General features: G+C 65.6%; 14 protein-coding genes. 7 read left to right on the forward strand and 7 right to left on the reverse strand.

Going from position 1 to position 13757, the window contains the following annotated elements:
• Positions 1-15 precede the first annotated feature (15 nt).
• Complete coding sequence (treF, locus tag C8J24_RS16160; protein ID WP_244180787.1) at positions 16-1629, forward strand: alpha,alpha-trehalase TreF; 1614 nt, start codon at positions 16-18, stop codon at positions 1627-1629.
• Positions 1630-1701: 72 nt separating this feature from the next.
• Positions 1702-2355, forward strand: a complete 654-nt coding sequence (locus C8J24_RS16165) for a nicotinamidase (RefSeq protein WP_244180789.1) — start codon at positions 1702-1704, stop codon at positions 2353-2355.
• Between the two features lie 70 nt (positions 2356-2425).
• Here the strand turns inward: C8J24_RS16165 and C8J24_RS16170 are convergent, their stop codons facing one another.
• Together C8J24_RS16170 and C8J24_RS16175 are read right to left on the reverse strand one after the other, a co-directional pair.
• The gene (locus tag C8J24_RS16170; RefSeq protein ID WP_107933965.1) at positions 2426-3439 is read right to left on the reverse strand and encodes an SDR family oxidoreductase; all 1014 of its coding nucleotides are present in this window, start codon (positions 3437-3439) and stop codon (positions 2426-2428) included.
• Between the two features lie 5 nt (positions 3440-3444).
• Positions 3445-4110 carry an HAD family hydrolase gene (locus C8J24_RS16175; protein WP_107933967.1) on the reverse strand — a complete coding sequence of 222 codons (666 nt, stop codon included), beginning with the start codon at positions 4108-4110 and terminating at the stop codon, positions 3445-3447.
• Between the two features lie 539 nt (positions 4111-4649).
• Between C8J24_RS16175 and C8J24_RS16180 the strand changes: the two genes are divergently transcribed.
• From C8J24_RS16180 to C8J24_RS16200, 5 genes are all read left to right on the forward strand, one after another.
• On the forward strand, positions 4650-5822 hold the full coding sequence (locus C8J24_RS16180; RefSeq protein WP_031395504.1) for a zinc-dependent alcohol dehydrogenase: 1173 nt from the start codon (positions 4650-4652) through the stop codon (positions 5820-5822).
• Positions 5823-5899: 77 nt separating this feature from the next.
• Entirely contained in the window at positions 5900-6364 is a 465-nt protein-coding gene (locus C8J24_RS16185) for a hypothetical protein (RefSeq protein ID WP_107933969.1), read from the forward strand.
• An 83-nt stretch (positions 6365-6447) separates the two neighbouring features.
• Positions 6448-6951 carry a ferritin-like domain-containing protein gene (locus C8J24_RS16190; protein ID WP_056677099.1) on the forward strand — a complete coding sequence of 168 codons (504 nt, stop codon included), beginning with the start codon at positions 6448-6450 and terminating at the stop codon, positions 6949-6951.
• Between the two features lie 66 nt (positions 6952-7017).
• Complete coding sequence (locus C8J24_RS16195) at positions 7018-7296, forward strand: hypothetical protein (protein WP_056677111.1); 279 nt, start codon at positions 7018-7020, stop codon at positions 7294-7296.
• Between the two features lie 136 nt (positions 7297-7432).
• Entirely contained in the window at positions 7433-8605 is a 1173-nt protein-coding gene (locus C8J24_RS16200) for a winged helix-turn-helix domain-containing protein (RefSeq protein ID WP_107933972.1), read from the forward strand.
• 51 nt (positions 8606-8656) lie between these two features.
• Here the strand turns inward: C8J24_RS16200 and C8J24_RS16205 are convergent, their stop codons facing one another.
• The 5 genes from C8J24_RS16205 to C8J24_RS16225 all read right to left on the reverse strand — a co-directional run bounded on the left by C8J24_RS16205 (position 8657) and on the right by C8J24_RS16225 (position 13720).
• Positions 8657-9601 carry a Csu type fimbrial protein gene (locus C8J24_RS16205; protein WP_107933975.1) on the reverse strand — a complete coding sequence of 315 codons (945 nt, stop codon included), beginning with the start codon at positions 9599-9601 and terminating at the stop codon, positions 8657-8659.
• The gene (locus tag C8J24_RS16210; RefSeq protein ID WP_107933977.1) at positions 9601-11880 is read right to left on the reverse strand and encodes a fimbria/pilus outer membrane usher protein; all 2280 of its coding nucleotides are present in this window, start codon (positions 11878-11880) and stop codon (positions 9601-9603) included. The genes C8J24_RS16205 and C8J24_RS16210 overlap by 1 nt, the downstream gene beginning before the upstream one ends.
• A gap of 15 nt (positions 11881-11895) precedes the next feature.
• Positions 11896-12633 (reverse strand): fimbrial biogenesis chaperone, encoded by a 738-nt coding sequence (locus C8J24_RS16215; protein ID WP_167396790.1) that lies wholly within the window; start codon positions 12631-12633, stop codon positions 11896-11898.
• Between the two features lie 17 nt (positions 12634-12650).
• Positions 12651-13106: a spore coat protein U domain-containing protein gene (locus tag C8J24_RS16220; protein ID WP_107933982.1), complete on the reverse strand. Its 456-nt coding sequence runs from the start codon at positions 13104-13106 to the stop codon at positions 12651-12653.
• 65 nt (positions 13107-13171) lie between these two features.
• Positions 13172-13720 carry a Csu type fimbrial protein gene (locus C8J24_RS16225; RefSeq protein ID WP_167396792.1) on the reverse strand — a complete coding sequence of 183 codons (549 nt, stop codon included), beginning with the start codon at positions 13718-13720 and terminating at the stop codon, positions 13172-13174.
• Positions 13721-13757 lie beyond the last annotated feature (37 nt).

Below are 13757 nucleotides of genomic sequence, written 5' to 3' on the forward strand. Positions count from 1 at the left end.
ATGGTTGCGATCTTCATGAAAACCCTTTGCCGTTTTGCCGCCCTGGCCTCGGTCGCCGCGATGGCGCCCGCCCAGACCGCTCCGTCCCGACCGGCCGCCTCTCCCGCCCTCTCTGCCGCGAAGGCACAGTCGCCCGCCGCTATCTATGGTCCGCTGTTCCAGGCCGTGCAGCAGGGTCACGTCTTCGCGGACGGCAAGACGTTCGTCGATGCCGTCCCCAAGCGCGCCGCCGCGGCGATCATGGCGGACTATGCGCGGGCCAGACCCGCCGGCCCGGCGCTGAAGGCGTTCGTACTCGCCAATTTCGTGGTGCCCGGCGAGAATGACCGGGGTTCGGGCGATGTGAGGTCGCATGTCCGGGCCTTGTGGCCGCAACTCGTCCGTCAGCCGGTCGCCCCCGTCGCAGGCAGCTCCGCCCTGCCGCTGCCGGCGCCCTATGTCGTGCCGGGCGGGCGCTTCCGCGAAATCTATTACTGGGACAGCTATTTCACGATGCTCGGGCTGAAGGTCGATGGCCAGCAGCCGCTCGTCGAATCGATGCTCGACGATTTCACCAGCCTGATCGAGCGCTACGGGCATATCCCGAACGGGACGCGGACCTATTATCTCAGCCGGTCGCAGCCGCCTTATTATGCGCTGATGCTCGATCTCTCGACCAACACCGATCCCGCTGTCGCAAAGCGTAGACTGGCGGCGCTGCGCGCGGAGCACGCCTTCTGGATGAAGGGCGGAACCTGTCTCGACGGCAAGCCGGCCTGTCTCCGCGTGGTGCGGATGCCCGACGGCAGCGTGCTCAACCGCTATTATGACGACCGCGATACGCCGCGCGACGAATCCTATGCCGAGGACGTCGAGACCGCGGCCAGGGCGGCACCCCGCGCCGCCGCTGATACGCAGCGCAACCTGCGTGCGGGCGCGGAAAGCGGATGGGATTTCAGCTCGCGCTGGCTTCGCGATCCCCGGTCGCTCGCCACAATTCACACCACCGACATCGTGCCCGTCGATCTCAACAGCCTGATCTGGGCGATGGAACGCCGCATCGCCGCGCGCTGCCAGACCGCCGGCGACACCCCCTGCGTGACCGAATTCACGACCCTGGCGACCAAGCGCAAGACCGCGATCGACCGTTATCTCTGGCAGGCGACGACCGCGCGCTACGCCGATTGGGACCTGTCGTCGCGCATGCCAACGACCAGCATCAATGCGGCGATGCTGCACCCGCTGTTCGTCGGGCTTGCATCGTCGGCACAGGCGAAGGCCGTCGCCGCGACGGTGCGCAACTCGCTGGTGGCCGAGGGTGGCCTGCGCACGACGACGCTCAACACCGGACAGCAATGGGACGAACCCAATGGCTGGGCACCGCTGCAATGGGTCGCGATCGCAGGGCTCGAGCGAAACGGCGAACCGGCGCTGGCCAAGGACATCGCCAGACGCTGGCTCGGAACGGTTGGCGCGGCCTATGCCGACACCGGCAAGATGCTCGAAAAGTATAATATTGAACAGCGCATACCGGGCGGAGGCGGCGAATATCCGGTCCAGGACGGGTTCGGCTGGACCAACGGCGTGACCAGCGCGATCGTCGATCGCTTCCCGGACCTGGCCCGGCCGTCGACCAGTGTTCGCAGATAGGAATTCGGCGATACGATCATTCTTGTAATAGGCCGCCTTTGACGCGACCTGTCGGCTTTGCAGGAGATGACATTGGGTATCGAGCAGTTCACCGGCGACGCAGCGATCACGGGGTCGGACGCGCTCATCGTGGTCGACCCGCAGATCGACTTCTGCCCGGGCGGCCGGCTGGCCGTTGCGGGCGGAACCGAGATCATGGCCGAGATCGAGCTACTTGCCCCGCGGTTCCAGCATGTCGTCGTAACGCAGGACTGGCATCCGGCCGGGCACCTGTCGTTTGCGAGCAGCCACTCCGGTCGAAAGCCGTTCGATACCGTGGCGATGCCATATGGCGAGCAGGTCCTCTGGCCCGATCACTGCGTCCAGGGAACCGCTGGTGCCGAGTTCCATCCCGAGGTGGAGGGCACCATCCGCCGCGCACACGTCATCGTTCGCAAGGGCTATAATCCGGAGATCGATTCCTATTCGGCCTTTTTCGAGAACGACAAGACGACGAGGACGGGTCTGGCCGGGTATTTGCGGGACAAGCAGGTTCGGCGGTGCGTGTTCGTTGGGCTGGCCTATGATTTCTGCGTTGCCTGGTCGGCACTCGATGCGCGGCGCGAGGGCTTCGAAGCGTCTATCCTGACGGACTGCACGCAAGCGATCGCGATGCCGGCAGGTGATGGAACGACGGTAGACGTAGCGGAGGCGCAGTTCCGCGCAGCCGGCGTCCGGTTGATATAGACTGCAGAATGAGGGGGAAGGACGCGCGTGGCGAGGCCACGCACGCTCCCTGCCCTTTCCGTGCCTGATCTTACCGGCGGGCATCCTTTGGTCGGCCGAGCGCGACGACGATACCAGCGCCGACAACACCGAGCATCACAACCGCCGGGTGAAGCTTCTGCACCTGCAGCGCGCTGCTCGACGTGCGCGCGTGGACATTCTGGGTCCCGCGCAGCGCGTCGACTCGCGGATCATAGAGATTGTCGCGGCGTGCCGGATCACCGGGATCCCCGGGCTTCTGCTGCGCGAACGTACCGACCAGTTCCATGATCCGGCCGCTCACCCGCGGCGCGGCGCGCGAGAGGAGTGATGCCAGCAGCCCGCCACCGCCAGCATACAGCGTCCGCCGCGGCGTCTCGCACGCGAACAGCACCGCGTCGGCGACGACGGAGGGGGCGTAGAGCGGCGGTGGCAGGCGCGGTGGCTGATCCATGAAATTGCGCGCATGTTCGGGAAACGGCGTGTCGATCGCGCCGGGCTTGATCAGCGTGACCGAGATGCCGGCCCCCTCCCGCTCGAGCTCCATCCGCAACGTGTCCGTCAGCGCCTGCACCGCATGCTTGGTCGCGCCATAGGGCCCCTGCTCGACGATCGCGCGGTCGCTAAGGATCGAGCCGATATTTACGATCGCGCCGCCTCGCCCGCGCAGATGGCGGGCCGCGACCAGCGATCCGTGCAGCATGCCGAAATAGTTGACGTCGAACACGCGCCGGTGATCGGCGATCGGCACCTGATCGAGTGTGCCGTACGTGCCTGTCGCGGCATTGTTGACCCAGCTGTCGAAGCCGCCGAACGCCGCGACTGCAACGGCGGTGACACGCTCGACCGCAGCCATGTCGCTGACGTCGGCAGCGCACACCGCGATGCGTCCGCCATCGGCCGACAGACGGGCGCGGAGGGCCTCGAGCGCGGTTTCGTTCCGCGCGGTCGCTACGACGGCGGCCCCGCGGTGCACGGCAGCCTCGACGGTCGCGAGCCCGTTGCCGCTGGTAGCGCCAGTGACAACGATGACCTGGTCGCGAAGGGGTTTCAGCGTGATGGCCATGGCGATCAGCGCCCCAGCGGCGACTGGGCGTAACCGGCGAGCAGGGCCGCGACATCGTCATAGATCGCGACCGCGCCCGCGGCATTCAGCCGCTCGTCACTGAACTTGCCCGATCGGACACCAACCGCGGCGATCCCGCATTTGGCCGCTGCCTCGATGTCATAGGGCGTATCGCCGACGACGATCACCTCTGCAGGATCGATCCCCGGCAGCGCCTTCAGCGCGGTCGCAAAAATGTCCGGGGCGGGTTTGGTGCGCTCGACGTCGTCGCTGCTCGTCGTCGCGCCGATCAGATCACGCGCCTCGAGCAGCGCGATGTAATGCTCGAGCTCCGATCCCGACGCAGACGAGGCGAGCACGACCTGCTGCCCAAGACCATGCGCGTGCGCCAGCAGATCATGCGCGCATGCAAACGGCTTGGCGGTCTCCAGATATTTTGCCTTAAAGATCGCGCCATGCGTATCCCCTAGCTTTTCTTGCTCGTCTGTGTCGGCACCCGGCAACAGGGTCGGCACGAGCATGTCGGTCCCCTTGCCGATCTGATCGTGGATCACCTGCCGGTCGAAGGACGCCCCGACGCCTGCAAAGGCCTCCTCCCAGGCTAGCACATGCATGTCATTGGTATCGACCAGCGTGCCGTCAATGTCGAAGAGGATGGCCTTGATTTGCATAGTTCAATCCCGGGTCTGACGTCGTGTATTCGCCAACCAGCACGCCAGCGCCGTGACAGGCGTGGCGCTAAGCGTCGGCAAGAGATGATGATATCCAAACGGTTGACTGTCCGAATTGGCCCCGTCGACGGCGAATTTGACGGTGCGCACTGCGCTTAACCGAGCATCCAACCCTGTCTCCATCGTACCGCGACATCCTTTCGCACGCGGTTTTCGCTAGGAAGGACCCCCGAATGATCGTGGCTTTCGGGAATTTTCCAATGATATCCTGTCTTTACCTACCCTGATAAGGATCAATACGAAATATACCCGTCGAATTCTGGAAATCGTCAGGAACGATGAGGAGGTTCGGATCGCTATGTCTCCATCAATATCCAAAGCTTGACGGCACGACGCCCAACTGAACCACGCTGACCAACGCCTTTGCTGGCATCGCGAAGTCTATCGTCCGTCGGGCTTGGTCTACTGCTTATTATTTTTGACGGCGTAATGTACTCTTCGAAAGTGCGGCACGCCAATTAAAAGACGGAGACTTTCAGATGCGCGCACTGGTTTGGCATGGAAAAGGCGATGTTCGGGTCGACACTGTCGCGGACCCAGAGATCAAGCATCCGCGCGACGCGATCATCAAGGTGTCGTCTTGCGCGATCTGCGGGTCCGATCTTCATTTGCTCGACGGGTATCAGCCGACGATGCAGGCCGGTGACATTCTCGGCCATGAGAATATGGGCGTCGTCGTCGCACTGGGCTCCGAGGTCACCAACCTGAAGATCGGCGACCGCGTCGTCGTGCCGTTCACGATCAGCTGCGGCGATTGCTTCTTCTGCCGCAAGGGCCTGTTCTCAGCGTGCGAGCGGACCAACCCGAATGCCGAAATGGCGATCAAGGCGATGGGCCATTCGCCTGCCGGCCTGTTCGGCTTCAGCCACATGCTCGGTGGGTATTGCGGTGGCCAGGCAGAGTATCTGCGCGTGCCGATGGCCGATATCGGCCCGATCAAGGTGCCCGACAACGTCACCGACGATCAGGCTCTGTTCCTCTCCGACATCTTCCCGACGGGCTATATGGCCGCCGAGAATGCGAACATCGAAGAGGGCGACACCGTGGCGATCTGGGGCTGCGGTCCGGTCGGCCAGTTCGCGATCCGATCGGCGCTGATGCTCGGCGCAGGCCGCGTGATCGCGATCGACGAGGTGCCCGAGCGTCTGGCGATGGCCGAGGCCGGCGGTGCGGAGACGATCAACTTCGCCGAGGTCGACAGCGTCTATGACGAACTCCAGTTCCGCACCAAGGGCCGCGGCCCGGACAGCTGCATCGACGCCGTCGGTGCAGAGGCTTCGGGTCATGGCGCGATGGATGCCGTGATCGACAAGGTGAAGGCGGCGACGTTCCTCGCTACCGACCGCGTGCATGTCCTGCGCGAGGCGATCATGAGCTGCCGGATGGGTGGCACGGTCTCGATCCCCGGCGTCTATGTCGGGATGGGTGACAAGATCCCGATCGGCGCGATGATGAACAAGGGGCTGACGATCAAGACCGGCCAGACGCATGTCCAGGCTTACACGAAGCCGCTGCTGGCGCGCATCGAAGCCGGCGACATCGACCCGAGCTTTGTCGTGACGCACCCGGCGAGCCTCGAGGATGCGCCCGAAATGTATCAGAAGTTCCGCGACAAGCAGGACGGCGTCATCAAGGTCGTGCTGCGGCCGTAACCCTGCCCCACCCCGGTCCGCTCGGCATGCCAATCGGGGTGGCCGCTTCCTATCCACGACCGTCACGAGGAGTTTCCATGAGCGACAAGGTTCATACCCCCGTCCCGGGCAATCCCGCGAGCAAGGGCGCGCCGGATGGCGTCTCGGAGTCGCCTCGCAGCGATACCGACGGCCGCGTTCACGGTCGCAGCGACGGCGGTGAGAGCGCGGGCGGCGCCTATCCCAACCCGCACGAAGGCAAGATCGACGCCGATACCAGCCCCGCGTCGCAGGGCGGCCAGACGGACATCGCCTATCATGGCGGCGGTCAGGCGGGTGAAGACGGGGGCAGCGCCGGCAACGCCGTCGCCGGCTCCAGCGGCGGCGGCGGCACGACGATCGCGGCCGACCCCGATGCCGATCGGACCCCGCACTCGATCGCGGCCGAGCATGGCACGATCAAGGTCGTCGAGACGTCCGGTATCGCCGAGGCCGAGGCGACGGGCAAGGTCGGCACCGATGCACGCTATGAGCACGAACAGGCAAAGCCCGGCGCCGGCTGACGCCAGGACGGCACGCTACCCCCTTATTCAACGTCAACCACGCCACCGGACATTTCGTCTGGTGGTCCAGCAAGGACCATCCCATGTCTGCACCTGAAGATCTGAAAGACATCTACACCGACGAGCTGAAGGACCTGTGGTCGGCGAACGACCAGATGAAGAAGGTCCTGAAGAAGATCACGTCGAAGGCCAGCGATGCCGCGCTGAAGGACATGCTGACCAAGTCGCAGGCGGATATCGAGAAGCATACCGATCTCCTCAAGGAACTGATCGCGTCGAACGACGAGAAGGTCTCGAAGGAGCATTGCAAGGGCATGGAAGGGCTGGTTGCCGAAGCCACCAAGCATGTCGTCGAAGAGGGTCCGTCAAAGGGTCCGCTGCTCGATGTCATGATCATCGCCCAATATCAGCGGATGACGCATTACGGGATCGCCGGTTTCGGCACGGCCGCAGCCTATGCCAAGGCGCTGGGTCTCAAGAATGATCACAAGGCGCTGAACGCGGCCACCAAGGACATTTACGGTGGCGACGAATATATGACGAAGCTCGCCGAGACGAGCGTCAACATCGACGCGGAAGACGCCTGAAACGATCGCCCGCCGGCTCACCCCGGCGGGCGATGTCCTGCCCCGTAGACGACGGACGCGACAGTCATGACCACCTACCCCTTGAGCGAGCCGGCCCGGATCTTCGCTGACGCATCGTCCGCCGGCGCGACACCGACGGAAGTCGGACGCGGAACGCTCGAGGCGTGCGTCGATATCGTCGCTGGCCTGTCGGAGGCGCGGCAGCGTTCCGTCGCTATCCATATGGACGCTCTCGACCTCCGCTTCGATGCGCGGGAGATCGGCGAACTCCTCCACTATCTCCGCACGGAAAAACCAGGTCTTTCAAACGCGGAAATCACCGAGATCAAGGTCGCCGACCAGTAGCGACAAAGGCGCTCGCGGCGTTCCGCGATTGCCTGTACGCCCCGCGTCTTCCGGATCACACGGACTACGCCGTAGCCCGGCGGGGGCAACCGCGGTGACATTGACCGTCGCTGTCATTTGCGACCATCATCACCACATGATCATCTCGCAGGCCGATGCGCGCCGCATTGCCCTTGCAGCCCAGGGGTTCGACCGTCCACTGCCGTCTCGGGTCACGGCGGCGCATGTCCGCAAGGTCGCCGATCGGACGGGCCTTTTCCAGATCGACAGCGTCAACGTGCTGGCCCGTGCGCATTACCTGCCACTGTTTTCCCGGCTTGGCGGCTACGACCGGGCGCTGCTCGAGCGCGCCGCCTGGGGCCCGAAGCCGCATCGCCGGTTCTTCGAATATTGGGCGCATGAGGCGTCGCTGCTGCCGCTCGAGCTTCATCCGCTGCTGCGATGGCGGATGGCCCGCGCTGAACGAGGCGAGATCGGCTACGCCGCGCTTCGCCGCTTTGCGACAGAGCATCGCAGCGAAGCCGACGCCGTGCTGGCGCGCATCGCAGCCGAGGGCCCCCTGACCGCCGCCGATTTCGAAAACGGGACGAGCCGCAGCGGCTGGTGGGAATGGAGCGACGTCAAACACGCGCTAGAATGGCTGTTCTGGTCGGGCCGGATCACGACGGCGACGCGGCGCGGCAGTTTCGCGCGGGTCTATGACCTGCCCGAGCGGGTGCTGCCCCCTGCCGTGCTCGCCATGCCCACGCCGAGCGTCGCCGAGGCGCAGCGGGCGCTGATCGAGCGGAGCGCCCGCGCGCTCGGCATCGCGACCGCTGCCGAGTTGCGTGATTATTTCCGGCTGAAGCCCGTCGAGGCGGATCATGCCATTGCCGATCTGGTCGAGGATCAGGTGTTGGTGCCCGTCCGCGTGGACGGCTGCAGCCAGAAGGTCTGGCTCCACCGCGACGCCGCGGTGCCCCGCCGGGTGCGCGGTGCGGCCTTGCTGGCACCCTTCGATCCGCTGATCTGGGAACGCGGCCGCACCGAACGCCTGTTCGGCTTCCGGTACCGTATCGAGATCTATGTGCCGCAGGCGCAACGCACCCACGGCTATTATGTGCTGCCCTTCCTGATGGACGAGGCGTTGGTCGCGCGGGTCGATCTCAAGGCGGACCGGCAAGCGGGCGCGCTGCTGGCGAAGCGCATAACGTTCGAACCGGGGGCGCCCGACGACACGCTGCCGCGCCTGCAGGTCGAGTTGGAGCGGATGGCGCAATGGCTCGGCCTGTCTGACGTTCGTGTCGGCGACATCATCCGCCCCGCGTGATGCGCGATGCCGCGATCGCAGGATTGCCGCCAAAGGTCAGTGGCCGATCGATCAGAATGTCACGACCACACTGACGGTATCCTGGTAGCTTCCCGCCGTTGGCGTGACCTGCGCCTGATTGATCCTGGCGACATAGGGATAGGTTCTGACCGGGGTCAGGCTGCCCGTTCCGGGGCTTGCGCCGGTAAGCGGGTTGGCTTCGTTCCAGACGGTGACGCCATCCGCATGATAGATCTGATACTGCAACGTCGCGCCCGCGCCGCTGGTCATCTGCCGCCACGCCGCGCCCGTGCCGGCGCCGCCGGGTGTGAAACCGATCCGGTAGACGGCGTCGCGGGTGCAATCGATCTGGACGGCCGAGGTCACCGGCCCGAACTGCGTAACGAGCGCCGCACTGCCGAAGGACAGGTCGGGCGCGGTGATCTTGCAGTCGTTGCCGACCACCAGCGTCACCTGAAGCGTTACGACGACCTTCCCGCTATCATAGCCCGTACAGACGACACCGAGCACATTCACCCCGTTGCAGACGCTATAGTCCCATTGCACCGTCAGTGTGTCGCTATACGTCCCGGCGGCCACATTGGGAGCCGCCGTCAAACGCGCGAACAACGGCGTGGTGAAACTGCTTCCACCGCCCTGCAGCGCCAGCAGGCTGCCGCTCATATAGTTGACGGTCGATCCTTGCGTGAACGGCGTGGTGCCGCTGGCATCTGCCGACACCTGATAGGCGATCGCGTCGGCGCCTTTGACCAGGCGAAACTGGTTGAGGCTGGTGATGGTCGCGCGCGCCGAATTGCCGCCGATCAGGGTCAGCACGGACCCCGTACAGGAAAGACCGGCGGATCCGGCAACCTGCGGCACCGTGCCCCCTCGCACGTCGTACGACGACACCGGCGAGAAGGTGAGTGCCCCGGACGATGTCGTGCAGGCGGCGAATGCAGGGCCCGTGACGATGCTCAGGACCACCAGTGCGAAGAACAGCCGCAGCGACACCATCACCGGCACGAGACCGGTCCTATCCGTGACAGCGCCGCGACGTCTGCGGAGACGCCGAACGTCGCCTGGCACACCGTCCCGTCCGACGTCAGCGCGGAGAGTGACACCTGTTCGCCGACATCCTCCAGATACGCGATGCCGTCCCAGCCGATGGCGACGTCGGGATGTCCCTCACGCCGGACGCGACCGCCCGGCTTGAGCGCCGCCCCGTTCCTGTCGACGAGCACGGCGAGGATGTTGCGCGTCATGCGAACGTTCAGGCGCACGACGGCGCCACTGCCCTGCCGCACGGCAACCCGCTGCTCCACCGCGGACGCGACGTGATTCTCCGACAGCGACAGCGTATCGATCGCGAAGCGGACCGGAAGATAGGGCACGACATTGGGCACGAAGAGATGGCCCTTGCGGCTCGTCACGCCGACCGGCTGGTTTTCGTAACTGACGCCAACGCCCGCCACGCCAGTCTCGACGACCGCAAAGGCATCGCTTGCCTGGTTGGCGACGAACAGGCCGCCGTCCATCGCCACGATCGAACCCGATGCGCCAACCCAGGCCGAGCTACGCGCCTGGGCCGTCGCGCCCCCGGCCTGCACTTCGATGAAGGGCGCGCGCCATGTCCCGGTCACCTGCCCCGATGCCGGCCCCCGGCTTGCCGCTGCTATCCCGGCATCGATGCCAAGGCCGCCATCGGTCGGCGTCGCCCGGGTATAACCGACCTGATAGAGATTGCGCCCGGCCGAACGGCTAATCCCGCCGCTGGCCGCATTGCGTCCGAACGGGATGAACAGGCGCAGTTGGGCGCTAGTCGCGCCCCGTTCGAAATCGCGATCCGCAGTCACGAACAGGTTCGCCCGCGATCCGACCGGACGACCATAGGACAAGGACAGCAGGCGCGAACGTAGCGTGAGTTCGTCGACCGATCCCAAGGTTCGCCCCGAAATATACGCAGCCCCCAATGTGCCCAGCCGCGCCAGATTGACGTTGGCGATCGCGCGATAGGTCCGCCGCCGTGTCGCGGGATTTGCGAGGTCGAAGCTTGCCAGCTCGCGAAAGCCCCTGCTGCGATCGTCATATTGTGCGGCAACGCTGAAGTGACGCGCGGTATAGCTGTAGCCGAGCGACCAACGATGGCCCACGGCCTGACCCGAACGCGACGCACTGACCGACAGCGCTATGGTGCCAAATCGCCACGGCGCCACGACAAGCCCGCCCCCAATCTGCCGAAGCCGGGCGGTCGCCTCGGCATGCGCCTCGAGCGTCAGGAACGACGTCATGCCGCGTCGGATCGAGCCATTGGCGGCGAGCGTGCCGTAATCGAAGTTGCGGATGCCATAGCCTTGGCGGATGGCGCCGGCTTCGGCTGCAAAATCGGTGAGCCCGGCGCGCAGCAGCGTCGACGAGACGTAGAAGGGGATCGTGGTCGCGATCTGCCGGCCCACGGCGTCCGTCGTGACGATCACGGCCTCGCCAGCGCCGTTGATCGACGGGACATCCTGCAGCACGAACCGACCGGGCGCGACGTCCGCGCCCTGCTGCCGATAGCCGTCGACGAACAGGTCCACCGCCGACGGCACCGCCGCCTTGCCCGCAAAGCTCGGCAGCGGCATCGTCAACAGGTCCGGCCGCGTATTGAAATCGCGCGTAAGCTGCAAACCACCCAGCCGGACAGACGTGCTCCAGGGCAAGGACCGCGTGATCAGGTCACCCGCCGTGACGGTCAGCGCGCGATCCTCGTTGATGAATCTCGCATGCGTATCGTAGCGCAGATAGCCGCCGATGCGGGACCCGACCCGCAGCACGCCGGAATTGGACAGCGTCGCGACCGGCCCGAACAGCCGCTGTTCGGACCATAAGGAGGCAAGGGAGCCTCCGTCGGCGCGCTGCGCATAGAACTGGTAGTTGACCATCGCGCCCCAGCTGGCGAGCGTGGCGGCGCGGGGCCTGTCACCCGCGGCGATCCGGGTGGTCGGTAGAAATTCGGGCGCGGTTTCGAGATGGAGCGCCTGGAGCGCGGCATCATAGCGGGCGCGGGTGTGCGGCAGCGACGCGACGTCGCGCTCCGTCCCTCCGCCCTCCCCCTCAAGCGTCACGCCATTTCGGCTGAGCGCCTCGGTCGGCACGAGCATGCGTGTGCCGACGATCCGCAGCGGCACCAGGTCACCGGTGGCACGGCCGTTCACCACCAGCTCGACGAACAGCTGCTGCACCGGGTCACCCGCGCGTGCCATTTGTGGCAGGCAGACCAGCATGGTCGTCAGCAGGAGCGCACCGCGGATCATGGCGTGTCGGACGGATCAACGCGCTGCAAGGCGCTGATCGGCGCCATTGACGTTTGCGATGATCTGACTAGTGTCCGGCACGCCGTCCGGTACCGGCCAGCGCATGGTCTGACCCGCAAGGACATAACCCGCGAGCCCCGAAGCAAGACTGGTCTTCTTGTCGTCCGCCGTCCGGATATCGACGAGGCGCGCATGCAGCATGCCGGTATTGCGGATCGCCAGCGTCCGACCGCTGCCGCTCCGTTCCACCGTCGCGGTCAGTTCGGGCTTGGCCGCGGTGACGGACCCCGCATAGGTGAAGAGCGGAACCGAATAGCGCATCTGTACCGCAAGCTCGGCCGCCGGCAGCCGGCTCGCATTCGGCGCGTTCGCGGTGGGGATTTCGTCGATCAACAGGCGGTAGCTGCGCTCCCCCGGGCCGGTCTGGTCGTTCGCCGCGACAGCAGGCCGCTCGCGCCGCAGCACACGGATCATCTGCCGTTCCCCCGCCGGGATGACCGCGATCGGCGGGCTGGCAACGATCTCGTCCTGGTCGTCGTACAGATCGCCCTGCGGACCCTGCGACCAGCGCAAAGTCCGGACCTGCATCGTGATCGGTTCGTTACCCTTGTTCTCGATCCACAGCGCGGTCGCGCGCTCGGTGGCGGCGATTTTCGGATCGACCGGCCAGATGATGACCGCCGCGGCTCGGCTGGTGCCCGGCAGCAGCAGGAGCGGCGAGACGATGGCGGTCAAGATACGCAGGATCTTCATGACTTGTCCTTGCTGCATCACCAGGTGACGGTGATGCGAACCACATCGGAATATCGCCCCGCTGCCACGCTGCGCTGAACGACGGCACGGGCCTGGACGGGAACGGAGAGTCGCGACGTCCCGAGCGGGAATGCCAGCGCGATCGCCTGCGACGTCCAGGGCGTCTGACTGCCGTTCGCGAACAGCTGATAGGGCATGCGATCGGCAGGCCGGGTTGCGTGGACGAGCTGGCGCACCCCGTTGGACGGCTGACTGCCATTGTCCGCGGTGAGGGTGACGCTCATTCCCGGGGTGCAGTCGATCTGCAATCCGGCGGCAACCGCGGTGACCAGGCTGCCTTGCGCGGCTCCCCCATCGACCCCGTTCACCGACCCGAGGTCGATCGATCCCCAACTGCCCCCGGTATCGGCGCTGATCGCGCAACCATTGGCGATGACCGCGCCGACCCTGAAGGTGCGGCTGGTCTCGGCCATGCTCCCCGACGCACAGCCTGCAATCGCCGACACCGCGAGGAAAGCCCGGACGGCGCGCACCGCCGCTACCAGCTGAGCGTCACCTGTACCGTATCGGTATAGGTGCCCGCCGGCAGCGCCAGGCCGTTGCTCGACGCGCGGGCAAAGATCGGCAGCGTCAACGCCGAGGTGGCCGCGGTGCCGAGGCTGATCTGCCTGCCGATGGTGATTTCATCCTGCCGCGACGCGTCCGTATACAGCCGATACGCGACGGTCTGCCCCAGATAGGCCAGCTGACGGACATTGCCCGCGTCGTTCGCGCCCGCCCCGACCGTGACCTTCGGCGCGAGGCCTGGTGTGCACAACACCGTGACCGCATTCGTACTGCCTTGCGCGACCATCGTCGCATCGGCATTGCCGAAGACGCCCGACTGATCGGCAAAGGCGATCGTCCCGATCCGCCCCATGGTCGCGGCGCTGTTGCCGCCATTCACCGCACAGGCCGCGAGGATGTTCAGGGACACGCCGATCGTGCCGCTGGCGGTTTGTGCATGTGCCGATGTCGCCACGCCAGACACCGCGATCATGCCGACCGCAATGCTAAGAACCCTGCTCGTCATCTTACGGTAAATCATGATAAAACAGCCCTCCATTTGGGCTGTTCTCAATGGT

The sequence above is a fragment of the Sphingomonas aerolata genome, from assembly GCF_003046295.1.
GTDB classification, from domain to species: Bacteria; Pseudomonadota; Alphaproteobacteria; order Sphingomonadales; family Sphingomonadaceae; genus Sphingomonas; species Sphingomonas aerolata.